This window comes from Streptomyces sp. NPDC001594 (assembly GCF_042893675.1).
GTDB lineage: Bacteria > Actinomycetota > Actinomycetes > Streptomycetales > Streptomycetaceae > Streptomyces.
In genome coordinates, this window is the sequence record NZ_JBIAVB010000010.1 from 23,495 (window position 1) to 49,708 (window position 26,214).

General features: G+C 71.0%; 25 protein-coding genes and 1 pseudogene. 16 read left to right on the top strand and 10 right to left on the bottom strand.

The genetic code is table 11. The features are described from left to right. Positions 1–6 precede the first annotated feature (6 nt). The 4 genes and pseudogenes from ACFY0O_RS20455 to ACFY0O_RS20470 form a co-directional block, all read right to left on the bottom strand. Positions 7–1,005, bottom strand: a complete 999-nt coding sequence (locus ACFY0O_RS20455; RefSeq protein ID WP_388948291.1) for a DNA-3-methyladenine glycosylase family protein — start codon at positions 1,003–1,005, stop codon at positions 7–9. Between the two features lie 547 nt (positions 1,006–1,552). Beyond that, positions 1,553–1,925: pseudogene (locus ACFY0O_RS20460) on the bottom strand (NUDIX domain-containing protein). Further along, positions 1,922–2,494, bottom strand: coding sequence for a class IV adenylate cyclase (cyaB, locus tag ACFY0O_RS20465; RefSeq protein ID WP_388948294.1), 573 nt, complete (start codon positions 2,492–2,494; stop codon positions 1,922–1,924). The pseudogene ACFY0O_RS20460 and the gene cyaB overlap by 4 nt, the downstream one beginning before the upstream one ends. Before the next feature lie 14 nt (positions 2,495–2,508). Next, positions 2,509–3,354 (bottom strand): helix-turn-helix domain-containing protein, encoded by an 846-nt coding sequence (locus ACFY0O_RS20470; protein WP_388948297.1) that lies wholly within the window; start codon positions 3,352–3,354, stop codon positions 2,509–2,511. Positions 3,355–3,647: 293 nt separating this feature from the next. Here ACFY0O_RS20470 and ACFY0O_RS20475 point away from each other — a divergent pair, with 293 nt between their 5' ends. Beyond that, positions 3,648–3,896 carry a hypothetical protein gene (locus ACFY0O_RS20475; RefSeq protein ID WP_388948300.1) on the top strand — a complete coding sequence of 83 codons (249 nt, stop codon included), beginning with the start codon at positions 3,648–3,650 and terminating at the stop codon, positions 3,894–3,896. A gap of 684 nt (positions 3,897–4,580) precedes the next feature. Here the strand turns inward: ACFY0O_RS20475 and ACFY0O_RS20480 are convergent. Beyond that, on the bottom strand, positions 4,581–6,011 hold the full coding sequence (locus ACFY0O_RS20480; RefSeq protein WP_388948302.1) for a peptidoglycan recognition protein: 1,431 nt from the start codon (positions 6,009–6,011) through the stop codon (positions 4,581–4,583). Positions 6,012–6,151: 140 nt separating this feature from the next. On the opposite strand from ACFY0O_RS20480, the gene ACFY0O_RS20485 reads away from it, so the two are divergent. The 5 genes from ACFY0O_RS20485 (at position 6,152) to ACFY0O_RS20505 (ending at position 14,119) form a co-directional block, all read left to right on the top strand. After that, positions 6,152–6,901: a TIGR03089 family protein gene (locus ACFY0O_RS20485; protein ID WP_388948305.1), complete on the top strand. Its 750-nt coding sequence runs from the start codon at positions 6,152–6,154 to the stop codon at positions 6,899–6,901. A 257-nt stretch (positions 6,902–7,158) separates the two neighbouring features. Beyond that, on the top strand, positions 7,159–8,478 hold the full coding sequence (locus tag ACFY0O_RS20490; protein ID WP_388948307.1) for an LCP family protein: 1,320 nt from the start codon (positions 7,159–7,161) through the stop codon (positions 8,476–8,478). Positions 8,479–8,700: 222 nt separating this feature from the next. Then, entirely contained in the window at positions 8,701–10,437 is a 1,737-nt protein-coding gene (locus ACFY0O_RS20495) for an LCP family protein (protein WP_388948309.1), read from the top strand. A gap of 157 nt (positions 10,438–10,594) precedes the next feature. After that, complete coding sequence (locus ACFY0O_RS20500; RefSeq protein ID WP_388948867.1) at positions 10,595–12,307, top strand: LCP family protein; 1,713 nt, start codon at positions 10,595–10,597, stop codon at positions 12,305–12,307. A gap of 393 nt (positions 12,308–12,700) precedes the next feature. Beyond that, positions 12,701–14,119 (top strand): LCP family protein, encoded by a 1,419-nt coding sequence (locus tag ACFY0O_RS20505; protein ID WP_388948870.1) that lies wholly within the window; start codon positions 12,701–12,703, stop codon positions 14,117–14,119. 21 nt (positions 14,120–14,140) lie between these two features. Here ACFY0O_RS20505 and ACFY0O_RS20510 read toward each other — a convergent pair whose 3' ends face one another. Both ACFY0O_RS20510 and ACFY0O_RS20515 read right to left on the bottom strand, forming a co-directional pair. Continuing rightward, on the bottom strand, positions 14,141–15,637 hold the full coding sequence (locus ACFY0O_RS20510) for a glycosyltransferase family 39 protein (RefSeq protein WP_388948312.1): 1,497 nt from the start codon (positions 15,635–15,637) through the stop codon (positions 14,141–14,143). A 153-nt stretch (positions 15,638–15,790) separates the two neighbouring features. Next, positions 15,791–16,330: an acyl-CoA thioesterase gene (locus ACFY0O_RS20515; protein ID WP_388948314.1), complete on the bottom strand. Its 540-nt coding sequence runs from the start codon at positions 16,328–16,330 to the stop codon at positions 15,791–15,793. A 106-nt stretch (positions 16,331–16,436) separates the two neighbouring features. On the opposite strand from ACFY0O_RS20515, the gene ACFY0O_RS20520 reads away from it, so the two are divergent. Next, entirely contained in the window at positions 16,437–17,846 is a 1,410-nt protein-coding gene (locus ACFY0O_RS20520; protein ID WP_388948316.1) for an LCP family protein, read from the top strand. A 115-nt stretch (positions 17,847–17,961) separates the two neighbouring features. Next, complete coding sequence (locus tag ACFY0O_RS20525) at positions 17,962–19,107, top strand: acyltransferase family protein (RefSeq protein ID WP_388948319.1); 1,146 nt, start codon at positions 17,962–17,964, stop codon at positions 19,105–19,107. Positions 19,108–19,177: 70 nt separating this feature from the next. Here the strand turns inward: ACFY0O_RS20525 and ACFY0O_RS20530 are convergent, their stop codons facing one another. Together ACFY0O_RS20530 and ACFY0O_RS20535 are read right to left on the bottom strand one after the other, a co-directional pair. Then, the gene (locus ACFY0O_RS20530) at positions 19,178–19,984 is read right to left on the bottom strand and encodes a polyprenol monophosphomannose synthase (protein ID WP_358896535.1); all 807 of its coding nucleotides are present in this window, start codon (positions 19,982–19,984) and stop codon (positions 19,178–19,180) included. A 23-nt stretch (positions 19,985–20,007) separates the two neighbouring features. Next, positions 20,008–21,090 (bottom strand): NDP-sugar synthase, encoded by a 1,083-nt coding sequence (locus ACFY0O_RS20535; RefSeq protein WP_358896533.1) that lies wholly within the window; start codon positions 21,088–21,090, stop codon positions 20,008–20,010. Positions 21,091–21,555: 465 nt separating this feature from the next. On the opposite strand from ACFY0O_RS20535, the gene ACFY0O_RS20540 reads away from it, so the two are divergent. The 8 genes from ACFY0O_RS20540 to ACFY0O_RS20575 all read left to right on the top strand — a co-directional run bounded on the left by ACFY0O_RS20540 (position 21,556) and on the right by ACFY0O_RS20575 (position 25,015). Further along, positions 21,556–21,741 carry a hypothetical protein gene (locus ACFY0O_RS20540; protein WP_388948321.1) on the top strand — a complete coding sequence of 62 codons (186 nt, stop codon included), beginning with the start codon at positions 21,556–21,558 and terminating at the stop codon, positions 21,739–21,741. Beyond that, complete coding sequence (locus ACFY0O_RS20545; RefSeq protein WP_388948324.1) at positions 21,707–22,228, top strand: DUF6879 family protein; 522 nt, start codon at positions 21,707–21,709, stop codon at positions 22,226–22,228. Before ACFY0O_RS20540 ends, ACFY0O_RS20545 begins: the two co-directional genes overlap by 35 nt. Positions 22,229–22,250: 22 nt before the next feature. Further along, positions 22,251–23,099, top strand: a complete 849-nt coding sequence (locus ACFY0O_RS20550; RefSeq protein ID WP_388948326.1) for a helix-turn-helix domain-containing protein — start codon at positions 22,251–22,253, stop codon at positions 23,097–23,099. 97 nt (positions 23,100–23,196) lie between these two features. Continuing rightward, positions 23,197–23,397 carry a hypothetical protein gene (locus ACFY0O_RS20555; protein ID WP_388948328.1) on the top strand — a complete coding sequence of 67 codons (201 nt, stop codon included), beginning with the start codon at positions 23,197–23,199 and terminating at the stop codon, positions 23,395–23,397. Beyond that, a complete protein-coding gene (locus ACFY0O_RS20560) occupies positions 23,397–23,618 on the top strand; it encodes a hypothetical protein (RefSeq protein ID WP_388948330.1) in 222 nt (73 codons plus the stop codon). The genes ACFY0O_RS20555 and ACFY0O_RS20560 overlap by 1 nt, the downstream gene beginning before the upstream one ends. Positions 23,619–23,783: 165 nt before the next feature. After that, positions 23,784–24,215 carry a hypothetical protein gene (locus ACFY0O_RS20565; RefSeq protein ID WP_388948873.1) on the top strand — a complete coding sequence of 144 codons (432 nt, stop codon included), beginning with the start codon at positions 23,784–23,786 and terminating at the stop codon, positions 24,213–24,215. Between the two features lie 70 nt (positions 24,216–24,285). Further along, complete coding sequence (locus tag ACFY0O_RS20570) at positions 24,286–24,411, top strand: hypothetical protein (protein WP_388948333.1); 126 nt, start codon at positions 24,286–24,288, stop codon at positions 24,409–24,411. Continuing rightward, entirely contained in the window at positions 24,371–25,015 is a 645-nt protein-coding gene (locus ACFY0O_RS20575; RefSeq protein ID WP_388948336.1) for a tyrosine-type recombinase/integrase, read from the top strand. The genes ACFY0O_RS20570 and ACFY0O_RS20575 overlap by 41 nt, the downstream gene beginning before the upstream one ends. 15 nt (positions 25,016–25,030) lie before the next feature. Here ACFY0O_RS20575 and ACFY0O_RS20580 read toward each other — a convergent pair whose 3' ends face one another. Continuing rightward, positions 25,031–26,188, bottom strand: a complete 1,158-nt coding sequence (locus ACFY0O_RS20580) for an acyl-CoA dehydrogenase family protein (protein WP_042812866.1) — start codon at positions 26,186–26,188, stop codon at positions 25,031–25,033. Positions 26,189–26,214: the final 26 nt, after the last annotated feature.

A 26,214-nucleotide genomic window follows, 5' to 3' on the forward strand; every position in this document is an offset into this window, starting at 1 on the left:
CACCTCTCAGATGCGGCTGATGTCGCTGCGGTACATGCGGGGCGCGCGGCGGGGCGGGGTGTGGCCCGCCAGGAGGATCAGGCGGGCCGCGCGGTGGCGCTGGCCGGCGTAGGGGGCCAGGAGCTCCAGCATCTGCGCGTCGTCGGCGTCCCGGTCGCCCGTCAGGGCGTAGCCGATGATGCCGGGCAGGTGCAGGTCGCCGGTGGTGACGGCGTCCGCCGCGCCGTTGCTGCGCTGGAGGGTCTCGGCGGAGGTCCACGGGCCGATCCCGGGGACGGCCTCCAGCCGGGCGGCCGCCTGCGGCAGCTCCATCGCGGCGGCCTCCTCCAGCCGGGCCGCCACCCGGGCGGCCCGCACGATGGTGTCGGACCGCTTCAGGTCCACCCCGGCACGGTGCCAGTCCCAGGAGGGGATCAGCGCCCAGGCCCGGGCGGAGGGCATCACGTACAGCCCGCCGGGACCGGGTGCCGGCTCGCCGTGCCGGCTGACCAGGCGGCGCCAGGAGCGGTAGGCCTCGTCCGAGGTGACCTTCTGCTCCAGGACGGTCGGGATCAGCGACTCCAGGACCAGTCCGGTGCGGGTGAGGCGCAGGCCGGGGCGGCGGCGGTGGCTGGCGTGCACGAGCCGGTGCCGGGGGACGAAGGCGCCGGGGTCGTCCCCGGCCCCGAGCAGCGCGGGCAGCCCGTCGAGCACCCAGTCGGCCCCCGGCCCCCACGCCTCGGCCTCCACCCCGTCCGGGGTGGACGCCACCCGGAGGGTGGCGGGCCCGGCGGGCGTCCGGGTGGCCCGCCAGACGGAGCCGTCGGGGGTGGTGCGGAACGTCGGGTCACCGGGACCCCGGCGGAGGGGCCCGAGGACCAGCCCCAGGTCGAGGGGCCCGTCAGGCTTCCATGCCCGCCGCCTGGCCCCGCCACCGACGGCCGCCCCGCGCCCCGCGGGCACAGGCGTCCGCCCGGCCCGCAGGTCGGTACGGGTCAGGGGAGGAGGATCGAAGCGGCCGGCCATCCTTCGAGGGTAGCGGCGGGGGGTGACAGGGCGGACGGGTCCGGCGGCTCGGCGGACCACGAAGGACGAGCGGTACCGGGAATTGCCGGACCACACTCAGCGGTCTCAGAGATCGGTTGGGGCTTTCCCGTCAGTCTCATCGTCCTTCCGCGTCCTTCGGTCGCGTCGCTTCGCGATGTCGCTGCGCTCCACCCTTGACAGCCCGTCCCGCCCCGGAAAAACGAAGACTGCCGGGAAACCCCCAAAGGAACGGGACGGATGTTCCCTGGACATGCGGCGGACTCAGCGACCCTTCGGGGTCGCCGGGGGCCGCCGCGCCGGGCATCCGGCCCCTGTCGATGCCCTCCGGGGCCATCGTCCGCACCAGATCGCTACGCGCTCCTCTCGTCTCGGCGTCCGACGACCGTCTGGAGCCGCTGCCCACACCCAAGGCCAACCGAATCGTCATCCGGGGCCGGTGGGCGCATCAGATCGCTACGCGCTCCTCTCGTCTCGGCGCCTACCAGCCGTCCGGGGCTGGTACCTGCACCAAATGACGAACCCTGCGTCAGCTCGTGAGTAGCTGTCGTCCGTCGTGGCTGCGGACGTGGGGACCGTTCCCGTCCAGTGCGTCCAGGAGGCGGACGGCGTAGACCTCGGACATCCGGTCCACGCCCTCTTCCCTGGTGAGCCACCGCACCTCCGTGCTCTCACCGGAGACCCGTTCCGTCCCGCCGGAGGCCTTGCAGCGGAAAACCAGAGCGACCACGCCAGCCGTGATGTTGCACTTCCCGGCGCACGCCGTCCTCCGGCGTTTCCACCAGCTCCAGAACCCCGCCGGGCAGCTCCCAGGTCCCATTGTCAGCTCGGCGGATGGCCAACAGCCGACCGTCCTCGCCCACCACGACCCCGGCTACCGACACCGAGGCGCTGGCGGTCATGCCTCCTTCTGTTCGCTCAGGCGCTGGGCCTTAACGGACGTGGTGTACAGCTCGGTCGTGAGGTCGTCTTGGGCGATGCCCAGTTCGGCCAGGACGGCCCTGATGTCGTCGAGGGCCGTAGGGAGGTCCTTCTCCTCTACCTGGGCCTCCAGTTCGAGGAAGGTGCCGTCGAGTTCGGGGACGCGGACCAGGGTCGCCAGCATCTGTCGGCCTCGGGCCTGGAACGCGTAGTTCCTGCACCTCTTCTCGAACGCGATGGCCGGTACATACCCCAGACCGCGCAGCGTGGCGTGGACCGCTTCGGCGTCCTCCACGCGGGTCTCGTGCTCCGGCTTGGACCCGGAATCCTGGTCGACGCGGGCCCCCTTGTAGGTGAGGACCGTGCGGGTGTCGTCGGGACCGTGCACGGTTCGGACCCGCAGCTCCTCGTCCCGCGCCTCGAGTGACCCGTCCACAGTGTCGTAATAGGTGTCCTGGTACACCTCGACCCGGCCGTCGGCCCGTTCACCCAGCCGCCGCAGGATCTCTTGCGGTGCGTGAACGCGCGCCTTCAACTCCGCTTCGATCACTGGCCCTCCCCCTCTCAAACCGTGCGTTCCGCACCCACGGCGATAGCCTCGAACATGCGCTGAAACCCCCTGAACAACGGTCCGTGCGGGGTCCGCATCACCTTGTAGGTGGCGGACTCATGCCCTTCCCAGCCCGCGTCGAAAGCCCCGACGAACATGGTGGAATCGGCACGGATCAACCGCCATGTCGGCAGCATTCCGTACCTGTACACCTCGATATCGCAGATCTCGGCAAGCTCACGCAGTCTGGCCTCGGCCAGCCGCACACCACTGGCGAGCGATTCCGCCGACTCGCCGATCTCGGCGGCACGCAACGCGACGGCCGGCGCCTCCGGGTCCAGCAGCAGCACCCGCACACGCAGGCCACCGTCCTGCCGGACGAGGTGAGGGCGCAACATCGAGTCCTTCAAGCCGACGAGGCCGAGGCCGCGCACAGCAAGAACGTCCAGCTCCTTGGCAGTCCGAACCTGTTGTTGAATCTCTTCGCTGGCCGAAGCTTGCGCCGAGTAGACCCGGACCACTTCGGGGAATGCCGCGAGATCGAAGGCGGCGCCACCGGAACGCCGCTCTCGCCCGGCTGCGAGCCCTAGGAGATGCCGGGCGTCGTCCGGCATGTTCAGTCCGTCGGCGATCCGTTCGTACACGTCGAGACGCGATACCTCTCGGCGGCGATTGATGATCTCGTTCACCCGTGCCTGTGTCATCCCGACTGCGGACGCAATGCGAGCCTGACTGGCTCCGCCGTACTGCTGCACGTACCGGAACACAGCTCCCATATCGCGCCCACGAAGCGCCTGACGTACGTCCGCCCCCTCCCAGGCCCAGTCGGGCAGGGAGACCGGGAGGAGTGGTGTGACCACGGCCGACTACTCCCGTCATCTGCGCGCGAGATGGCCATCCCACAGTGAGATTACCGCTCGGATATCGAACTTGCACGCAGTGTCACCGGATCCTCCATGCATGCCACTCGCCCGAGGGACTCAACTCCATGTCCCCGTGTATCCGGAGGACCCGACCATGCCTTCTGACAGCAACCACTCACCGGACAGTCCCTTGCCGAGCCTGGAGGACATGCCTGCACTCAGCCCCCAGCTCCTCGCCCGCGCCTGGTCCGGCTGGGAGCGCTTCATCGCCTCGCTGGAGGAGCCGTCCGATGACTGAGCGATACGAATACATCCCCCACTGCCTCCTCCACCGCCGTGTCCGGGACATCGCCTCCGGCGCCGAGGGTGAGCTGATGGCCGTCATCAACGAAAACGTCTCGGACTGCCTCACCTACGAGCGCTGGATGGAACTCGCCTACATCCGGGGAGCATCCGGCCGCGAATTCACCACCGCAGTCGCAAACGTCGTCCCCGCCTACGACCAGCAGCCCGCTCGCAGGCACGGGGACACTGCCTAGCGCACCAGCCATCCGTTGACCCCCGTCACACCGACCCACGACGACCGCCGGACGCCGAGCTGACGGGAGCGCGTAGCGATCTGACGCGCCCGTCGGCCCCGGATGCCGATTCCGTCGTCTTGGGCGACAGCAGCGAGCCCAGACGGGCCGCAGACGCTGAGACGGGAGGAGCGCGTAGCGATCTGGCGCGGAGGGCGGCCCCGAAAGGCATCGATGGGGCCCGGATGCCCGGTCTGCCAGCCCCCGGCGTCCCCGGCTCATCGTTGAGGGAGCCGGATGTCTCAGGTAGGACCGTGCCGTCCTTTTGGGGGTTTCCCGGCAGTCCTTGTCTTTCCGGGGCGGGACGGGCTGTCAAGGGTGGAGCGCAGCGACATCGCGAAGCGACGCGACCGGAGGGAGCGCCCTTGACAGGGCGGCCCGAACCGGAAGGACAGTGGGACTGACGGGAAAGCCCCAAGGCAGCTCTGAGACCGGTCGGCTCGGGCCCCGACCATCGCCCGGTCCCGGTCAGCCGCTCGCCACCGCCCGCCGGGGGACCGTCCCCCACCCACCGCCCCGCATCCGGGGAGGCGGGTGGGCAGACACCGGTCGGCCGGGGCCCCTCGAGGGGGAGATGGCGGGCCCGCGCCCCTGACGGCGTCCGGGCCCGCGCCCCCGGCGGCGTTCGGGGCCCGCGCTTCGCGGCTACCGGCCCTGGAGCTTGGCCGAGGCCGTGCGGGTCGGGGGGAGCTGGTTGTACAGGAGGCGGCCCGGGCATTCTGTGGCGAAGCCGTCGCGGTGGCCCGAGATGACGTTCAGCTTGACGTTGGTGCCCTTCTTGTAGCGGTTCCCCCCGCCCGACCTCAGCGTGGTCTTGGCCCGGGGGTCGGCGCCGAACAGGCCGAGCTTCCATGCCGTGAGGCCGGCGACCGCGGCGACCGCCGCCTTCGGCGGGGCCGCGGACGAGTAGGTGCCGATCACCGCGACGCCCATGCTGTCGGCGTTGAACCCCATGGTGTGGGCGCCGAGGACCGCCTTGGCGACTCCGCCCGCCCGGCCCTCGTAGACCGTTCCGCACTTGTCGACGGCGAAGTTGTAGCCGAAGTCCCGCCATCCCTCGCTGACCACGTGGTACCGGTACAGGCTGCGCAGCACCGCCGGGGCGTCCTTGCAGGCGTAGTTGTTGCCGGAGGCGGTGTGGTGGACGAAGGCCGCCTTGACCGTGCTGGTGTAGACGAAGCCCGGCTCGCGCAGGGACTCGTCTGCGCCCCATCCCCGCCGGGTGACGATCCGCGGGCGGGGGCCGATGTAGGGGCGGGCGGCCGCGGTGAGTTCGCTGTCGCTCGCGAGGACCGCGTCGGCGGCGGAGTCGGCCTTGTCGAGGGCGCTGACCTCCAGTGCGCCGAGCGGGGCGTGCGGGACGTTGGCGGAGGAGGACTCCGCCGCCTCCATGGACATCTCGGGGAGGGCGGGCGCGTCGGGCTTGTCGTCGTCCGCGGGGGCGGCGGGGGCGGCGGGGGCGGACGACGGGGGCCCGCCGTTCTTGTCGTCCGGGGCGGCCGGCGGCCGCGCGGCCGCGCCCGGGTCGACGAGTTCGAGGCGCAGGCCCGACGGGAGGCGCCCCGGGCGGGCGGCCGCACGGGTGGCGGTGGCGTCGTCCGCCTCGACGCGGACCTCCACGCCGTTGGACGGGCCGACCCACAGGGGGGCGGTGGCGCCGCGCGCGCGGCCGGTGCCGCGTTCGGCGGTGTCGGGGTCGGGGGCGTGTTCGCCGTTGTGGGTGTCCACGTCCTGCCAGTCGGACCAGGCGCCGGTGGCGACGGAGCGGGTGCGGACCTGGACCCGGCCGCCGAGTTCGGCGGCGGCGTCGTCCCAGACGACCCCGACGAGCGAGAACGTCTTGACGTCGCGCGGGGTCAGGCCCCGGGTCTCGGCCAGGTCCGGGGTGGCGCTCATGCCGGGGACGCCGGGGATCCGGGCGGTGGTGGAGGGGCCGAGGGGGACGAGGGGCAGTGACTGGGTGGTCCCCGGGGCGACGGGGACCGCCTCGGCCAGGGCCGGAGTGGAGAGCGTGAGCGGCACGGCCAGGGCTGCGGCCGTCACGACACCGATCGAGGAAGCAAGGAATCCGCGCATGCAAGCGATGCTGGGCACAGCCACCACGAGGCGCCATCGGAGAACTGACGGCCCGTCCGACGGCGCGCCGGGCGGGCCTCCCCTGGACGGGCGAGCGTCCGCCCCCCGTACGGGGGAGGGGCCCGCGTACGCTGGGGCGGGTGAACGCCATTGACCGCACCCCTGCCGACCTGCTGCGATCCGCGCTCGCCGCCGATCCGGGCCGCCCCCTCGTCACCTTCTACGACGACGCCACGGGCGAGCGGGTCGAATTGTCCGTCGCCACCTTCGCCAATTGGGTGGCCAAGACCGCCAATCTGCTCCAGGGCGACCTGGGCGCCGAGCCGGGCGACCGGCTGGCGCTGCTGCTGCCCGCGCACTGGCAGAGTGCCGTCTGGCTGCTCGCCTGCGCCTCCGTCGGGGTCGTGGCCGAGATCGGCGGGGACCCCGCCGACGCCGACCTGGTGGTGAGCGGGCCCGACACGCTGGAGGAGGCCCGTGCCTGCTCCGGTGAGCGGGTCGCGCTGGCGCTGCGGCCGCTGGGCGGGCGGTTCCCGCAGCCGCCGGCCGGGTTCGCGGACTACGCGGTGGAGGTGCCGGGGCAGGGTGACCGGTTCGCCCCGTTCGTTCCGGTGGACGCGGACGGGCCGGGGCTGGTGGTCGGCGGCGCGGAGCTGTCGAACGCGGCGCTGGTCGAGCGGGCCCGGGAGGACGCGGCGAAGCGCGGGCTGGGCGCGGGGGCCCGGGTGCTGTCGGGGCTGGACTTCGACAGCTGGGAGGGGCTGTCGGCCGGTCTGTACGGGCCGCTGGCCGCGGGCGGCTCGGTGGTGCTGTGCCGCAACCTGGACCGGCTGGGGCCGGAGGCGCTGGCGCAGCGGGTGGAGAGCGAACGGGTCACGCACACCGTCTGATCCGACGGCCCGGACCGGTCGGAGGCACCCACAGGCATCCACGGCACCCACCCGCACCCATCGGCACCCACCGGGACCCACCCGCACCCATCGGCACCCCCAAGGCCCATTTGTCACCCGCATGGGTCTAGACAGCCCCCCGCCCCCAGGCCGCCCGCCTCCCCACGGGTGAGGATCGCTGCAGGCCGTGCTCACCCGCACGGCCCCCAAGCCGGTGCGGCGGAGCCGTGCCGGCGTGGCGAGGGGACGGTGCGCGAGTGAGGGACGGCGCGGGCATACCGGACGACGACGCCGGCACGGCGGCGGGCGCAGGCGGGGGCGCGGGCGCGGGAACGCCCCCGCGCGGCCGTCGGCGGCGCCGGCTGCTGCGCTGGGTCGGGCTCGGTGCCGTCCTGCTGGTGCTCGCGGGGGCGGCGGCGGGCTGGTGGCTGTACGCGATGCTCGACGGGAACATCACGGAGGACACCTCCGCCGCGGCCGAGCTGCGCCGCTACGAGCGCGAGCGGCCGGCGCACTTCGCTTCGGGGGCCCAGAACATCCTGCTGATCGGTTCGGACTCGCGCGCCGGGTCGGCGAACGCGGGCTACGGGCAGGACGGGGGTACGCAGCGTTCGGACACCACGATCCTGCTGCACCTGGCGGCGGACCGGCGCAGTGCGACGGCGGTGTCGATCCCCCGGGACCTGATGGCGCAGGTGCCGGAGTGCCTGGGGACGGACGGCTCGCGCACCGGGGACCGGTTCGCGCAGTTCAACTGGGCCTTCCAGTGGGGCGGGGCCGCGTGCACGATCCGTACGGTCGAGAAGATGACCGGGATCCGGGTCGACCACCACATGGTGGTGGACTTCGGCGGGTTCAAGAAGATGGTCGACGCGGTCGGCGGCGTGGAGGTCTGCCTGAAGCGGCCGATGGACGACGCCGAGGCGCACCTGCGGCTGCCGGCGGGCCGCCAGGTGCTGGGCGGGGAGCAGGCGCTGGGGTTCGTCCGGGCCCGCCACAGCCTGGGCAACGGCAGTGACACGGAACGGATGGAGCGCCAGCAGCAGTTCCTCGGCTCCCTGTGGGAGAAGGTGAGCAGCAACGGCGTGCTGCTCAACCCGGCCAAGCTGTATCCCGTGTTGGACGCGGCGACCTCGTCGGTGACCACGGACCCGGCGCTGGCCTCGTTGCGGGGGTTGTACGAACTCGTACGGGGCGTACGGGACATACCGGCCGACCAGGTCAAGTTCCTGACCGTGCCCCGTCGCCCGTACGCGGCCGACCCGAACCGGGACGAGCTGGTGGAGCCGGACGCCTCCCGGCTGTTCGAGCAGCTGCGGGCGGACCGGCCGGTGTCGGTGACCGCGCCCGAGGCGTCGCCGAGCCCGGATCCGGAGCCGTCGGGGTCCGCGCGCCGCGATCTCCGCGATCTCCGTGAATCCGCGGAGAGCTCGGGCGAGGCCTCCGGTGACGGTTCGGGCGAGGCTTCCGGTGACGGTTCGGGCGGTCCTTCGCCGACGGGAAACGGAACCTCCTCGGCACCCACACCCGCCCCTGCTTTCACAGGAACCACGGCAGGCACGGCCGACTGCCGGTAAAGCAATCCAAAAGCCGCCCGCTCAACCGAGCCGGATGAGCGCTTTGGCCCGTTATGGGGGGAGTGGGTTTTGTCACCGGCATGGTTTGCGGCTGACCTGGCCGGATAAGGTGAGCGATCCGGTGCACCGGCTGCGAAGAGGCCGTGCACCAGCAGCCGGATCGTTGACCGCGCGCCTGGGGGGAGGCGCGTCGCGAAGCACCGACGGAGGATTCGAGCAACCGTGGATGCGCAAAGCCGTGGGCGGGCGGACGAGATCGACCCCGCTGACCAGTGGGTCCTCAATCCCCGCACTGGCAACTACGAACTGCAACTGGGCCGTTCCGCTGCGCAGCAGCGCCTCGTCTCCGCCCCCCGCAGAACCCGCAGATCGTCCACGGCGGCGCCGGCTCCGGCCGCCCCCTCCCCCGCAGTGCCCAAGCCCCGCCGCGGTGAGGGCCCGCCCGGCGGGCGGCGCGGCGGCGGCCGCTCCCGCAAGGGCGGCGGCGCCCCGGACCGCCGCAAGCGGCTGCTCAAGGTCACCGGCGGCACCCTGGCCTTCCTGCTGGTCGGCGGCGGGGTCGGCGGGTACCTGTACTACCAGCACCTGAACGACAACCTGAACGTCATCGACACCGGCGGCGCGGGCGGCGGCTTCAAGAAGGACCAGCCGATCAACGTCCTGGTGATCGGTACGGACAAGCGCAGCGGCAAGGGCAACGAGGGCTACGGGGACGCGGAAAGCGTCGGCCACGCCGACACCACGATCCTCTTCCACGTCTCCAAGGACCGCACCAACGCGACCGCGCTGTCCATCCCGCGCGACCTGATCACCGACGTCCCGTCCTGCCCGACGAAGATCGACGGCTCGGTCAAGGAGATCCCCGGCACCCGGGGCACCCGCTTCAACAACAGCCTGGGCCAGGAGGGCCGGGACCCGGGCTGCACGATGCGCACGGTCAAACAGCTGACCGGCATCGACGTCGACAACTTCATGATGGTCGACTTCAACGCGGTGAAGAACCTGAGCACGGCCGTGGGCGGGGTGCCCGTCTGCCTGGCGAAGGACGTCGACGACCGCGATTCGAAGCTGAACCTGAAGGCGGGCGAGCACCGGCTGGAGGGCGAGCAGGCGCTGGCCTTCGTGCGGACGCGGCACTCCTTCGGCAACGAGAGCGACCTGGACCGGATCAAGACCCAGCAGCAGTTCCTGGGTTCGATGATGCGCGAGATGAAGTCCAAGGAGACGCTGACCAGTCCGAAGAAGTTCTTCTCCCTGGCGGAGGCGGCGACCAAGTCGCTGACCGTGGACCAGGGACTGGGCTCGATCGGCAAGCTCACCGCCCTCGCGGGCGAGTTGAAGGACATCAACCCCAAGAACGTCACGTTCACGACGCTCCCGGTGGTCGACAACCCGAACGAGCCCGCGAACCGCAAGGCGACCGTGGTCCTGAACCCCTCCCAGGCGGACCCGCTCCTGCAGATGATCCGCCAGGACGTGTCACTGACGGAGGTCGAGAAGAAGGAGCAGGCCGCCAAGGACGCGGCCCAGGCCGACGCCAAGAACAAGCAGGACGCGCTGCTCCAGGGGAACCGCGCCCCCGCCGGGGACGTCCGGGTGGACGTGTACAACGGCGGCGGCCCCCCGGGATCGGCATCGACCACCCTGACCTGGCTGCAGAACAGCAAGGGCGTCTACAAGGCGGGCAACCACGGCAACGCCTCGGCGCGGCTGGCGGCCACGCAGCTGGAGTACGCCCCCAACCAGGCCGACCAGGCCCGGGCGCTGGCGGACATGATGGGCCTGCCGGCCTCGGCCCTGAAGCCGGGCGCGGTGGACGCGGCGCCGAAGACCCCGATGAAGCTGACCCTGGGCTCCGATTTCAAGGAGCCCGGCACTCCGCTCGGAGCGGCGGCACCGCAGCAGGCCCCGGAGGGGGTCCAGCGGGTCGAGGCGGACAAGGCGGTCTGCGCCAAGTGACCGGCCGCTCCGGCGGGCGCCGCGCCGCCACGGCGCGGCGGAGCAGTACCGGGCGGCGATCGGGCCGCCCGTCGACAGTCCACAGACCGCCGATGGGCGGTAGCCGGCAGGACCGGCACAATACCGACCGGTGAAGAACTCGAGGGGGGTACGCGTGATGCACAGCAGCGTGCGGGGGGAGGGGGCGCCCGACAAGGCCACCGACGGCATATCCGAAGGCGGCGAGAAGAAGGCGTCCGGCACGGTGCCCCCACCCCGGGAGGGTTCGGGCGGCAGCGCCCGGCCCCCGGGCAGTGGCATCCCCGCCCGCCGGCGCCGCCGGCGGGTGCTGTTCTGGGTGGCGTCCGTCCTGGCGTTCCTGATCCTGGGGACCTCGGCGGCCGGGTACCTCTACTACAACCACCTCAACAACAACATCCGCAGCGGACAGCGCCTGAGCGGTGACAGCGGCGTGGAGAAGACCCATGCCAACGCCAAGGGCCAGCGGCCGCTGAACATCCTGCTGATCGGCTCCGACAGCCGCAACAAGCCGGAGAACGTGGAACTCGGCGGCAGCCGCGACACCGTGGGGAACCCCCCGCTCGCGGACGTGCAGATGCTGCTGCACGTGTCGGCCGACCGCGAGAACGCCTCGGTCGTGAGCATCCCGCGCGACACCCGGGTCGACATACCCGAGTGCACGGACCCCAAGACCGGTGAGAAGTTCAAGAAGACCAACGCGATGATCAACGAGTCGCTCGGCCGCGGCGGCCCCGGCTGCACCCTGGCGACGTGGGAGAAGCTGACCAACGTCTACATCGACCACTGGATGATGATCGACTTCTCCGGTGTGGTGAAGATGGCCGACGCGGTCGGCGGCGTCCCGGTCTGCGTCAAGGACAACGTCTGGGACCGGCCGCTGCCCACCTCCGGGGGCGGGTCGGGCCTCAAGCTCCAGAAGGGCACCACCCGCGTCAAGGGCGAGCAGGCGCTCCAGTGGCTGCGCACCCGGCACGCGTTCAGCAGCGACCTGGGCCGGGCGCAGGCCCAGCACATGTACATGAACTCGATGATGCGCGAGCTCAAGAGCCAGAACGCCTTCACCGACGTCGGCCGGATCACGGACCTGGCGGAGGCGGGCACCAAGGCCCTGGAGGTCTCCGAGGAGATCGGCTCGGTCAAGAAGCTCTACAACCTGGCCATGCAGCTCAAGGACGTCCCGACCAACCGCATCACGATGACGACGATGCCGACGTTCCAGGACCCCCGGGACGAGGACCGGCTCATCGTGAACCAGCCGGACGCCGAGAAGCTGTGGACGATGCTCCGCAAGGACATCGCGTTCGACAAGAACGGCGCGCCGCAGGGGGCGCCGAGCCCGTCGGCCAGCCAGCCCGCCCCCGGCGCCTCGCAGCCCGCGCCGGCCGGCTCGCAGCCCGCCGCACCGGCCGGGCAGGTGCCCTCGAAGCTGCCGGGCACGGCCCCGGACAAGATCGCCGTGAACGTGGTCAACGGCACCGCCGTCGACCAGCCGCTGGCGCCCCACCGGGCGAACGCGATCGCGGACGTCCTGGTCTCCAAGGGCTTCACCGGGGCCAGGGCGGACACCGCGCTGACCCCGGAGAAGACCACCGTGGTGCGCTACCCGACGCCGGACCTGGCGGACGAGGCGAAGAACGTGGCGGCCTCCCTGGGCATCCCGGACACGGCGGTGCAGCAGGCGGCCGAGGTCTCGAAGATCACCCTGATCGTGGGCGCGGACTGGCGCGAGGGCAACGCCTTCCCGGCGCAGACCCCGCCGCCGGCCGGGTCGATCCCGGATTCCGCCGACGCGATCAACGGCTCGGACACCGGCGCCTGCATGGACGTCTACAAGCCGTACCGCTGGTGACCCGGCGGCGGCGCTGAAGCGGCTCCGCCGACCGCGAAAGGGGTGACCCGGTCCCGTACGGACCGGGTCACCCCTTCACGTGGTGCCCGCGCCCGCGGCGGGAACCCCTTGCACCGGCTGGTGGGCGGGCATGTCGTCCTTCGGGGTCGGGTATCGGTGTCTCGTTACCGCGTACGGGGGAAACGGGTGCGCGGCGGACGAGCGGTACGGACAGACGCTGATCGTATGGGCCTACTGTTCCGATGAATCTGCCCGACGTACCGGGAGGTGTCCCCCGTGCCCCAGCCGCACCGTCCCCACCGGCCCGCCGCGCCGGCCCAGCCGCAGCGCGCACGCAAGGGCGGCGGACGCGGCGGAACGGCCCGCGGCCGGCGCGACCGGCCCCGCTGGGGCGTGCGGATCGCGGCCGGGTTCTCCCTCGTGGTCCTGGGCTCCGGCGCCGTCGGGCACGCCGTGATGACCGGCCTGGACACCGGCATCGAACGGGTGGACCCCTTCAAGGACATGAAGAACCGCCCCCAGGCCGGGCACGGGATGAACTTCCTGCTGGTCGGCACCGACGGCCGCGACAAGATCACCCCGGAGGAGAAGCGCGAGTACCGCCTCGGCGGGGAACCCTGCCACTGCACCGACACGATCATGCTGGTGCACCTGTCCGCCGACCGGCAGCGGGCCAGCGTCGTCAGCCTCCCCCGCGACAGCTACGCCGAGCTCCCCGCCCACCAGGACCCGGTCACCGGCCAACCCCACCGCCCCCACCCGGTGAAGCTCAACGCCGCCTACGCCGAGGGCGGTCCGAACCTGACCGTGCGCACCGTCGAGGACATGACCCGGGTCAAGATCGACCACTACCTGGAGGTCGACTTCACCAGCTTCATGCGGACCGTCGATGCGATGGGCGGGGTCGAGGTCTGCACCGCCAAGGCCCTCCACGACCAGAACACCGGCCTGCACCTGCTGCCCGGCAGCCACCGCCTCACCGGCGGTCAGGCCCTCCAGTACGTCCGCTCCCGCCATGTGGACGGGGCCGCCGACCTGGGCCGGATGCAGCGCCAGCAGCGGTTCGTCGCCGCCCTGATCAAGCAGGCCACCGGCGGCGGGGTGCTGCTCAACCCGGTGAAGTTCAAGGAGGTCAGCTCCACCCTGCTGGGCTCGGTGCGCGCCGACAAGGACTTCGGCTCCGAGCAGATGCTGGCGCTCGGCCAGGCCATGCGCGGCTTCACCCCCTCCTCGTCCGAGTTCGCCTCCGTCCCGATCGGGGACGCCTCGTACCCGGTCAAGGGCATCGGCTCGACCGTGAAGTGGGACGAGCCCAAGGCCGCCCAGCTGTTCGAGTCCCTGCGCGAGGACCGCCCCCTGGCCGTGGCCCGCCCCGGGCAGCCCGGGCAGCCCGGGCACCCCGCCGCCGCACGGCCCGCGGCCGCCGCCCCGCCGACGGCCGTCCCGGTGGACGTGCCTCCGCAGCAGGTCCGGGTCCAGGTGGAGAACGGCACCCGGATCGACGGGCTCGGCGGCCGGGTGGACGCCGCGCTGCGCGCGACCGGCTTCGACACCACCGGCACCCCGGGCAACGGCGCGGGCCGCGACGTGCGGCGCACGGTGGTCTCGTACGACCCGCGCTGGGACCGTTCCGCCCATACGGTGGCGGCGGCGCTGCCCGGCAGCGAGCTGCGCGCGGTGGCCGGGCAGGGCAGGACGGTGCTGGTCATCGCCGGCTCGGACTACACCAAGGTCGTACCGGTACGGGCCGAGGACCCCTACCAGGGCGAGTTCGGCGTGGTCACCGGCGATCAGGTGGTCTGCGGGAAGTAGCCCGCGCCCGCGCAGGGGCGGTCACCTCACCCGTTCCAGCAGGGAGACGTGCAGACCGGGCACGTCCGTGGTCCGCGCGATCCGGTAGTGGTCCGTGAGGGCCTTCTTGTCGGCCGCGGAGAGCCAGTTGTACGGGTCGTGGTCCGCGCCGCTGTCCCGGGTCACCAGCCAGATCCGCTTCGTGTCGCCCAGGCAGCGCTCGGGCTGCCGGCACTCGACGGGGAACAGGTCGTCGGAGGCCACCGCCGACCGCTCGACGAAGACGTCGCGCAGCCGGACCCGCTCGGGCAGGTAGTACTCGATCTGGTAGTCGACCATGAAGACCCGCTCCGTCTTGGTCCGGGGGGACACGAAGCCGTCGCCGGGCCGGTAGCCCTGGGCGATCACCCGTGCCGCCGCGATGCCGTCGGAGGGCTCCTTCGCGTGCTCCGTGCGCAGCTGGCGCTGGTCGGGGGCACCCAGCAGGACCAGCGCCGCCAGCCCGGCCGCACCGGCCGCCCGGGGCCGCAGCGCGGCCAGCCCGGCGGCGGCGAGGATCGCCCAGGCGGGGACGGTGAACAGCACGTAGCGGTCGATGAAGTACGAGGAACTGCCCTGCGAGGCCACGAAGCAGGCGGCGATCGGCACGGCCCCCAGCAGCATCACCTCGACGGCGTGGCGCCGCCCCCGCGGCCACGCGAGCGGCAGCAGCGCCAGCGCGGCGATGCCCAGACCCACCAGCGGGGAGGCGAACAGGTTGTCCCAGAGCCCGGAGACGTCCCGCAGGTGCGGGGTCTCGATCCAGTTGATCTGCCGGCCCACCTGCCGTCGCCCCAGCAGCACCAGCGGAACCACCGGCACCAGCCCCACTCCGGCCGCCACGGCGAAGGACAGCACGGTGCGGGTGCGGCGGACGCGCCACCACCGCAGGGCGACGATCATCGCGTGCGGCAGGAGCACCAGCAGGGACACCATGTGCAGCAGGCCCGCCACGGCGACCAGCGCCGAGTACGCGGCCCAGCGTCCCGCCGTCGGCCGCTCCAGCGCCCGCAGCAGCAGCCATGTCGCGGCGGTCACGGCGAGGACCGCGAAGGCGTACGACCGGGCCTCGGTGCCGTACCGGGTCACGACGGGCAGCAGCGCGAACAGCAGCCCCGCGAACACGGCCGTCCGGCGGTCGAAGAGGGCCCGGGCGATCACCACCACCAGAGCGGCGGTACCGGCCATGGCCAGCGCCGAAGGCAGCCGGAGCAGCGCCGCGGAATCACCGAAAAGGGCGACCCAGAAGTGCAGCAGCAGGTAGTAGAGGCCGGAGACGGCGTCGACGTGCCCCAGCATCCCCCACAGCTCGCCGGTGCTGCGGGAGGCGGCGTTCCAGCTGGCCAGCTCGTCGCGCCACAGCTGCGGGTTCCCGGCGCCGAAGGTGGTCACCGCCAGGGTCAGCAGCGCAGCCCACAGCCAGTCGGGCCCGGACAGCCGCCGCCGGCCCGCACGGGCGGGAGCGGCGGGCGCGGGAGCGGTCTGGGTGGCAGTCGGCATCAAGAGGTCTCCGCGGCAGAGCCGGTCGTGGGCCGGTCGTGGGTGCACGGCCGTCCCTCGCGTGGGAGCCGGACGTCGACGTATCAGCATACGGGGGCGCGCGGTAAGGCTCCCGTATGGCCGGGGCCCCCTCCGGCCGGGCGGGGCCGGGGGTCAGTCCTCGTCCAGCCCCTCGGCGATACGGCGCTCGCGCAGCTCCTTGATCGCCTGGCGGCGGGCCAGCCGGTGGGTGCGGCGGATCTGCGCCTCCTGGTAGCGGCGCTCGTCCTGCTCGGTCTCCGGGATCACGGCCGGGACCTGGCGGGGCTTGCCGTCGGAGTCGACCGCGGTGAAGACGAGGTAGGCGCTGCCGACCTGGGTGGCGGGCGTGGACTCGTTCCACCGCTCCGCCAGCACCCGTACGCCGATCTCCATCGAGGAGCGGCCGGTCCAGTTGACCTGCGCCCGGACGTGGACCAGGTCGCCGACGCGGACGGGGGCGAGGAAGGCCATCTCGTCCATGGAGGCGGTGACGGCCGGGCCGCCGGAGTGGCGTCCGGCCACGGCGCCGGCCGCGTCGTCCACCAGCTTCATGATCACGCCGCCGTGCACGGTGCCGAGGAGGTTGGTGTCGGACGCGGTCATGATGTGGCTGAGGGTGGTCCGGGACGCCGAGATCGGCTTGCCCTCCGGTGCCTCCGTTATCTGTGTCATGCAGCCACTTTAAGTGCGCGGCTCCGGCATCAGCTCTGCAACAGCACCGGTACGAAGTCCCCACCGGGGTGTCCCGGCCCCCCGGCGGGCGGGCATCCTTGTGCGCATGAGTGACTGGGACGGCTTCGGCGGCGAGCGCGACGCGCGCGGCCGGCGTGATGACGGGTACGGACGCGGCAGCGGGCAGGCGCAGCCGGATGGGCCGCAGCGGATGCGGCACGTCCAGCGGCAGCCGCAGGCCCCGCAGCCTCCCCGGTCCCCGCAGCCCCGTCCCGCCCAGCGCCCCGCCCGGCCCCCCGTTCCGCCGCAGGCTCCGCCGCCCGGCGGGCGGCCCGGCGCCCGGCCCGGCCCCGGCTACGGCGTGCCGCCGCAGCAGGGCCCCGACGCCGCGTACGACAGCGGCTACAACACCGGCCAGGTCTACGGGCGCCCCGCCGCCCCCGGCCGCCCCTCGGGCCCCGGCGGTCCCGGGCGTCCCGGCGGTCCCGGCGGACCGGGCGGCCCCGGCGGCCGTCCGGCGCGGCCGGCCGGACCCGCGCCGGACTGGCGCAAGCGGATCAAGATCGGTTCGATCGCGATCGTCTCCGTCCTCCTCGTGACCACGGTCGGCACCTACTTCTGGGCCGACTCCAAGGTCCGCCGCGAGGTCGACCTGTCCAAGGTCATCGAGCGGCCCAAGGAAGGCGACTGCACCACCTACCTGATCGTGGGCTCCGACAGCCGCGAGGGCATGTCCGACGAGGAGAAGAAGAAGCTCCACACGGGCTCCGCCGAGGGCAAGCGCACCGACTCGATGATGGTCCTGGCCAAGTGCTCCAGCGGGAACACCATGGTCTCCCTGCCGCGCGACTCCGACGTGGAGATCCCCTCCTTCGTCGGCTCGCAGTCGGGCAAGAAGTACGCCGGCACCGGCAAGCACACCAAGCTCAACGCCGCGTACGCCGACGACGGCCCGGAGCTGCTGGTCCGCACGATCGAGTTCAACACCGGCCTGCGCATCGACCACTACGCCGAGATCGGCTTCGCCGGCTTCGCGAACATCGTCGACGCGCTCGGCGGCGTGGAGCTGGACATCGAGAAGGGCTTCAAGGACGAGAAGTCCGGCGCCGACTTCAAGGCGGGCAGGCAGACCCTCAACGGCGAGCAGTCCCTGGCCTTCGTCCGCACCCGCTACGCCTTCGCCGAGTCGGACCTGCAACGGACCAAGAACCAGCAGAAGTTCCTGGCCGCCCTCGCCAGCCAGGCCGCCACCCCGGGCACCGTCCTCAACCCCTTCTCCCTCTACCCGGTGCTGGGCGCCGGGCTGGACACCCTCATCGTCGACAAGGACATGTCCCTGTGGGACATGGGCCAGATGTTCTTCGCCATGAAGGGCATCAACAGCGGCGAGGGCGTCTCGATGAACATGCCGATCGCCGGTGAGCGGGGCGGCAACCTCCTGTGGGACAAGCCGAAGGTGCAGCAGCTGGTCAAGGAGATCCAGAACGACCAGAAGGTCACCGTCAAGGGGCAGTGAACCGGTCGGCAATGGGCCGGCAGTGAATTGAAGCACTCATTCCGCTACGCGCTGGACAGTCAGGGCGGCCCTTCGCAAGACTGGTCCGCCTTTGCACGCCTGCCCTGGAGCGTAGATGTCTTTGTCGGCCGCCCCGCGCGAACTCGACGACCCCAGGCAGGGCGGCGCCACGGCGTCGGCCCCGGTGGAGCTGCGGCCGGCCCCGGCCCCCGTGCCCAGGCCCCGGCTGCGGGTTCTGGACGGACTGCGCATCGTGGCGGCCGTGGTGGTGCTCAGCGCCCACTACGTCCATCCCGCGATCTGGGGCAAGCGCCAGAACAAGGAGCTGTTCGGCCCGCTCGCCGAGGTCGCGCGCTACGGCTGGCTCGGCGTCGAGCTGTTCTTCATGATCAGCGGCTTCGTCATCTGCATGTCCGCCTGGGGCCGGCCGCTCGGCGCCTACCTGCGCAGCCGCGTCGTCCGGCTCGGTCCGGCCTACTGGTTCTGCGCCCTGGTGACCGGCACCGTCATGGGGATCTGCGCGGCGGTCTACGGCATGCGGGGCCCCACGATCAGTCAGGTCCTGACCAACCTGACGATGGTGCAGATGCCGCTGAACAGCCCCTCGCTCGACCCCTCCTACTGGACCCTGTGGTCGGAGGCCCGGTTCTACCTGATCTTCGCGATCGTCGCCTGGAAGGGCCTGACGTACCGCCGGGTCATGAACTTCTGCTGGATCTGGACCGTGGCCTCGATCCTCGCCCCGGCCTCCGGCCTGCCGCTGCTGGCGCTGGTGGCGAACCAGACGTACTCGCCGCTGTTCATCTCGGGCATCTGCTTCTACCTGATCCGCCGTGAGGGCGCCCGGGTGGGCGAGCCCTGGATCCTGCTGGGCCTGTCCTGGCTGCTGATGCAGCGCTACATGACCGACATCCCCGGCTGGAACACCCGTGCCGGAGACAGGCTCTCCTGGGAGGTCCCCGTCATCGTGGTCACGTGCTGCTACGTCGTGATGGCCGCGGTCGCCCTGGGCTGGCTGGACCGGATCGACTGGCGCTGGCTGTCGGTGGCGGGCGCGATGTCCTACCCCCTGTACCTGCTGCACCAGCAGGTGGGCGTGACGCTGATGGAGCGCTGGGAGCGCGACGTCGACCCGTACGTGCTGGTCCTGTCGATGACCGGCTCGATGCTGCTGCTGTCCTGGCTGATCGTGCGGTTCGTCGAACGGCCCGGCTCGGCGGCACTCAAGCGCATGCTGGAACGGCGCCCGGTCAGGGCCTGAGGTCCGCCGGAGCACGGAGAAGGGGCACCCCCGAGGGGGTGCCCCTTCTCCGTACTGTTCCGGTACCGGATCAGCGCCCGGCGCGGGCGCGGAGCTTCCACGGCATCGCGATGGACTCCAGCTGCACGGCCAGGTTCATCTTCGACTCGCCGACGGTGCGGTCCTCGAAGTGGATCGGGACCTCCATCACCTGGAAGCCGCGGCGCAGGGCCTTGTACTTCATCTCCACCTGGAAGCTGTAGCCGGCGCTGCCGATCGACGCGAGGTCGATCGCCTTCAGCGCGCCCGCGCTCCACAGGTTGAAGCCGCCCGTGATGTCGCGGACGCGGGTGCCCAGGATGGTGCTCGCGTACGCGTTGGCCCAGCGGGAGAGCAGCTTGCGGTGCGCGCCCCAGGCGTCGGACAGGGTGCCGCCCGGCACGTAGCGGGAGCCCACGACCAGGCCGGCGCCGGTGGAGCGGGCCACGCCCAGCATCTCGGCGATCTTCCCGGCCGGGTGGGAGCCGTCCGCGTCCATCTGGAGCACGTACTCGGCGCCCTCCTCGACGGCCTGGGCCATGCCCGCCGCGTAGGCGCGGCCGAGGCCGTCCTTCGCGGTGCGGTGCAGGACCGACATGCGCGGCTTGCCGTCCTCCGTGAGGAAGCCCTCCGCGAGCTCGTCGGCGATCTTGCCGGTGCCGTCGGGCGAGGAGTCGTCGACGATCAGCAGGCGCAGGCCCGGCTGGTCGAGACCCATCAGCAGTTCCACCATGCCCGGGAGGTTGCCCGCCTCGTTGTAGGTCGGCATGACCACGGTGAGGGGGGTGTGCGCCCAGGTGTCGGGGAGCTTGGTGGTGGCAACGTCGGTCTTGCGGGGAGTCTGCTGCTCGCCTATCACAGGGTTATGCCTCACTGAGTTGATCACCGGTCGGAGGAGAAACGGACGGCTGCGTCGGGCAGTTCCGCCTCGCACCACACCCGCACCCCTGCACGGAGTTCGTTGTCGGCCCCCACGACGGCGCCGTCACCGATGACGGCACCGGTCACGACCGTGCGCGAACCCACCGAGGCGCCGGCGCCGATGAGGCTGGCGTTCACCACCGTGTCCGCGCCGAGGACCGCGCCGTCCAGCACGATGGACCCCTGGACGACAGCGCCCGATTCGATCCGGGCGCCGGCGCCCACCACGGTACCGCCCGTCAGCTTGGCGCCTTCCGCCACCTGGGCGCCCGGCAGGACGAGGGCCTCGCCGCGGGGGCCGGGGACGGCCGGGGAGGAGACGACGCCGCGCACGAGGTCGGCGGAGGCCTGCACGAAGGACTCGGGCTTGCCGAGGTCCAGCCAGTAGGTGTCCTCGGTCACGCCGTGCAGCTTGGCACCGGAGGCGAGGAGGCCGGGGAAGGTCTCGCGCTCGACGGACACCGGACGGCCGGCCGGGATGGAGTCGATCACGCTGCGGCGGAAGACGTAGCAGCCGGCGTTGATCTGGTCCGTGATGATCTCTTCGGGGGTCTCGGGCTTCTCGGTGAACGCCAGCACCCGCCCGTCGGGGTCGGTGGGGACCAGGCCGAAGGCCCGGGGGTCCTCGACGCGCACGAGGTGGAGGGAGACGTCGGCGTCCGCCGCCCGGTGGGACTCGACCAGACCGGCGATGTCGAGGCCGGTCAGGATGTCGCCGTTGAAGACGAGGACCGGGGAGTCCGGGCCGCCGGTCAGGCGCTGGGCGGCGTTGCGGATGGCGCCGCCGGTGCCGAGGGGCTCGTCCTCGACGACGTACTCGAGGGTGATGCCGAAGTCGGATCCGTCGCCGAAGTAGGGCTCGAAGACCTCGGCGAGGTAGCAGGTGGCCATCACGATGTGGGTGACACCGGCGGCAGCGGCCCTGGCGATCTGGTGGGCGAGGAACGGGACGCCCGCTGCCGGAACCATCGGCTTGGGGGTGTTCACCGTCACGGGGCGCAGTCGCGTCCCCTGCCCGCCGACGAGCAGGATCGCTTCCGTCATTTTGTTCTCTCCCCAACCGGTTCAGGCGTACGAAGCTTCAAAGTTAGCCCATCCGGCACAGTGCGATTCCCGGTGGATCCCCGCCCGACCCGCCTCCGGCAACGTTCCGGTTACGGTGCGTTCCGCCCACTGCGGCCCCGCCGCCCGGGCCTGTCCCCTTCATAGGGGCGGCCCGGCCCGCTGGATCGGAATCGTTACAAAGGGACCGGGGTCGGGCGCCTGGACCTGGTTGGTGCCCTCGTAGATCTGGGTGCTCTACAGCCCATACGCCCTCTACCTGCCCGAATACCCATTGCAGTGGGGGCCTCCCCAGGATTTCCCCATGATCGCCAGGGTCTCCGCCCTGGTCAGGCCGGTCCCACGGCCATGGGGTAGCCGTAGCCCCTCCGCATACCCTCTTGACGGTCTCTACTGTTCTTCGGCAAGGACCCCGACACCGACGAGGACCACTGTCCCACCGTCTGGGTGGACGACGAGACCGCTGATCTTGTCCTCCAAGGGTGGAAGACAGATCAGACGACCGAAGAGAAGTGCCTCACATTCGGCCCGATCCCGGACACGGAAGCCGTGATCCGCATCCCGGCCCGCATGGTGGACCAGATCAGGAAGGCGTGCGATGCCGCTGAACGCTCAGCAGCCGAGCTTCGCTGAGTGCCTCCGGGACACCGCCCGCTCGGCGGTTCATCTGGAGATGCGCGACGACTACGGCGACAACGAGCGGTTCGCAGCCTGGCGGGGTGGGAGCAGGATCGCCTGGGACGACCGTTCCTCGTGGTGGCGGCCCTTCCATGACCAGATCGCCGCTGCGGTCGCACGCGGAGTTTCCATTCGCCGGGTGCGCATCATCAGCGAACCGGTTTCCGCATACATTCGCTGGGAGCACTACATGACCCGGGCCAACCTCGCTGCGGGCGAGGAGGTCCGATGGGTGCCCCGACGGTTGTCCTCGGATTTGGTGCTGCCGTGCAACGACTACTGGCTGTTCGATGACCGGCTCGCCCGGATTCACCACTTCGCGGGGGACGGTTCTCTCGTCGAGGATGAGTTCTCCACCGAGCCGGCCGTCCTGAAGCTGTTCGCTGCCTCCTTCGAGACCGCGTGGGAGCGCGGCATCACGCACGAGGACTACGTGGTCTGATCCACCATCCATCTGTCAGCCCATGCCATCGTCGCCGTTCTCCAGTGCCCAGGCCGCCCGCGATTCTGTCGCCGCGCGGCTCAGGGAGCTTTGCCTGGATGCCGGTCTGACGATGGAAGGGCTGGCCGATCGGTGCAACTGGAACAAGGCGAAGACCTCCCGCATCGAGGCAAGCAAGACCGCCCCCTCCGACACGGACATCCGCGCCTGGTGTGCGGCCTGCGGCGCCGGTGAACGAGCCGCCGACCTGATCGCCGCCTCCCGCTCGGCAGACTCCATGTACGTCGAGTGGCGGCGGATCCAGCGCACCGGTCTGCGCGGACTCCAAGAGGCCAGCGCCCCGCTCTACGAGCGAACGAAGCTGTTCCGCGTCTACTGCTCGCGGGTCATGCCCGGCCTCCTCCAGACCGAGGGATACGCACACGCCCTGCTGTCGTTGATCGCAGACTTCCGGAACCTGCCGAACGATGTCAGCGAAGCTGCGGCGGCTCGCGTGGACCGATCGCACATCATCCGTGACGGGCACCACCGTGTCGTCCTGCTCGTGGAGGAAGACGTCCTGACGCACCGGATCGGGGACGACGCCGTGATGGCGGGCCAGCTGGGCTACCTGCTCACAGCCATGTCCTATCCCGCCGTCTCACTCGGGATCATCCCCCGGGCTGCATCCCGGGTCATGTGGGGGCCTGAGACGTTCACCGTCTTCGACGACAAGCGGGTACACGTCGAGTTGCTGGCGGCCAAGGTCACCGTCACCACCCCCACCGAGGTCGACATCTACTTGCGCGCACACACGCGACTCGCGGAGATGGCTGTTTACGGACCTCGGGCCCGTTCTTTGATCAGCAGGGCAATCGACTCGCTCGGGTAATTGGACTGCAACAACCTGCAACAACGTGGACCCGCGGATTCATGGGTTCCTACCGAAGTCTCATCGACCTCGGAGGCGATCGGGAGGGCGCGGCGCGATGAAGACGGAACCGAATCGGTGGCAGGAAAAGCCGGTGGAGCTGCCGGTGCGGCTGGAACGGCCTCAGCCTCGGCCCGTGGCGGGATGCGCCGAGTGCACGCGGCTGGGCCAGCTTCGGAAGGCGGCGGGACTCGAAGGCGACGGCACCACGGTGGCCGACTGCAACGTCCTGCTGCGGATGCACAGGACCGGTCACTGATGGACATGCAGACGTGGCGGGATTCTTGGGACCGAGCCGACAACGCCTTGGAGTCCATACGCACGGCCCTGGCCGCCCTCGGCGTTCCCGAGACGGTGGGGAACAGCCTTCGGCCCACGGTGACCCACAACGGAGGGGCCTACGTGGACTTCGGCAAGCTCCCGGCCGATGTGGTTGAGCAGATCGCTGAAGCTCTTCGGCTGCCCGCAGCTCCCTTCTGACTCCCGCCCCTTGCGGGGGTGGGCCCTCGGCCGGCTCACGCACCGAGAGGAGGTGCAGAGATGACCGATCCCGGAGACAAGGAGGGCGGCGAGCAGTTCCCGCCACCGCCCGCCGCGTAACCAGTCCCCAACCGTCGAGAGAGAGGGAATCTCACTGTGACGACCATGCTGGAATCCCCCGTCGCCTTACGGCACGGGCGGGACCTCGTCAGTCCCGAGCTGTTCGAGAAGGTGTCGGAGTTCTGCGCGGAGGAATACGGACACGAACTGTCCACCGCCCGCCGGATCGTGGACCAGGCCCTTGCCTTCCTCAAGGTCATGGGCGACACCCGCGCGTTCGACATGACCCCGTCCGACGCCGTCGACCCCGGATGGCACTCGTTCGTGCTCCACACCCAGGCATACGCCACCTGGTGCGACGAGCAGTTCGGGTTCTTCCTCGGACACGAGCCCAAGGCCACCGTCCGCACCCGTCCGCTCATCGGCTCCGTGGTCGACCGCGTGAAGGCTGCCGGGTTCTACGTCGACGAGCAGCTGTGGGGTGCCGCGAAGGAGTGCAACCCGCCGGCCTGCTGCGGTGACGGCGACGGCTGCTGAGCCACCACTGAACGGAAGCGGTCCGGGCGTGGCTAAGGCGCCCGGACCGCCACAGCCAAGGGTTCCAAAGATGAGCAGCAGTGACGAGGGCCTGATCGAACGAAGTCGGGTCACGGTATTCGCGATGTTCGGCACGGTCTTCGGCTACGCCACACATGAACAGCGCGCTTCAGCGGCGGCACATCAAGGCCCGTGACGAGGAGGAGCCGGGGCGGGTCGTGCCCCTTCCGCCGAACGTGGCGTTCGAGCTGCGCAGGCACATCAAGAACCACGGGGTGTGGGGAACGGAGCGCCTGTTGTTCCCGAACGTGACCCGGACCGGGTACCTGTACGCCTCGTACTTCTACCGGCAGATCTGGTTGGCCGCCCTGACCAAGGGCGAGGTGTCCTACTGCAAGCCGCATTCCATGCGGCACTACTACGGCTCCCGGCTGCTGTACGCGGGCGTTCCTGAGAACGACGTGGCCGATTGGATGGGGCACAGCAGCACGGACGTGCTCCGGCGAGCACTATCACTACATCTTCGAAGGGGCCGAGCAGCGCGGGCGCGCTGCCATCGCAACCATGCTGACCGCCGGTGCGGACGACCCCACCGAGCGAGACGAAGTCGCCTGATTCAGCCCACACGAAAGGCCCCCGGCATGATGCCGGGGGCCTTCTTGTTTATGCAGGTCAGGACCCGTTCTCCGCCCAGTGCCCGCCCAGGATTCCCCCAGCATGACGCCCAGGAATGGCCCGGAACGGGCCCGAACGGACCGGAAACCGATCGCCGCTCCCTGATCACCCGAGAGGGCGGCTGACCTGCGAAAACCCTGCTACGGCAGGTTCCTCGCCATGACGATCCGCTGGACCTGATTCGTGCCTTCATAAATCTGGGTGATCTTGGCGTCGCGCATCATGCGCTCGACCGGGTAGTCGCGGGTGTAGCCGTAGCCGCCGAGGAGCTGAACGGCGTCCGTGGTGACCTCCATCGCGACGTCGGAGGCGAAGCACTTGGCCGCGGCGCCGAAGAAGGTGAGGTCGGAGTCGACGCGCTCGGACTTGGCGGCGGCCGCGTAGGTCAGCTGGCGGGCGGCCTCGATCTTCATGGCCATGTCCGCGAGCATGAACTGGACGCCCTGGAAGTCGCCGATCGGCTTGCCGAACTGCTTGCGCTCCTGGACGTAGCCCTTGGCGTAGTCCAGGGCGCCCTGGGCGATGCCGAGGGCCTGGGCGGCGATGGTGATGCGGGTGTGGTCGAGGGTCTTCATCGCGGTGGCGAAGCCGGTGCCCTCGGCGCCGATCATGCGGTCGGCGGGGATGCGGACGTTGTCGAGGTAGACCTCGCGCGTCGGGGAGCCCTTGATGCCGAGCTTCTTCTCCGGGGCGCCGAAGGAGACGCCCTCGTCCGACTTCTCGACGACGAAGGCCGAGATGCCCTTGGAGCGCTTCTCCGGGTCGGTGACGGCCATGACCGTGTAGTAGTCGGAGACGCCCGCGTTGGTGATCCAGCGCTTGACGCCGTTGAGCACCCAGAAGTCGCCGTCGCGGACCGCGCGGGTCTTCATGCCGGCCGCGTCGGAGCCCGCGTCGGGCTCGGAGAGGCAGTAGGAGAACATCGCGTCGCCCTTGGCCAGCGGGCCGAGGTACTTGGCCTTGAGCTCCTCCGAGCCGGAGAGGATCACCGGGAGGGAGCCGAGCTTGTTCACGGCCGGGATCAGGGAGGAGGAGGCGCAGACGCGGGCCACCTCCTCGATCACGATGACGGTGGCGAGGGCGTCGGCGCCGGCGCCGCCGTAGGTCTCGGGCACGTGGACGGCGTGCAGGTCGTTGGCGACGAGGGCGTCGAGGGCCTCCTGCGGGAAGCGGGCCTCCTCGTCGACGGCGGCCGCGAACGGGAGGATCTTCGCCTCGCAGAGCGCGCGGACGGACTCGCGGAGCATGTCGTGCTCCTCGGCCGGGCGGTACAGGTCGAAGTCGGCAGAACCCGCCAAGATCAGTCACTCCCCAGGATGACGCG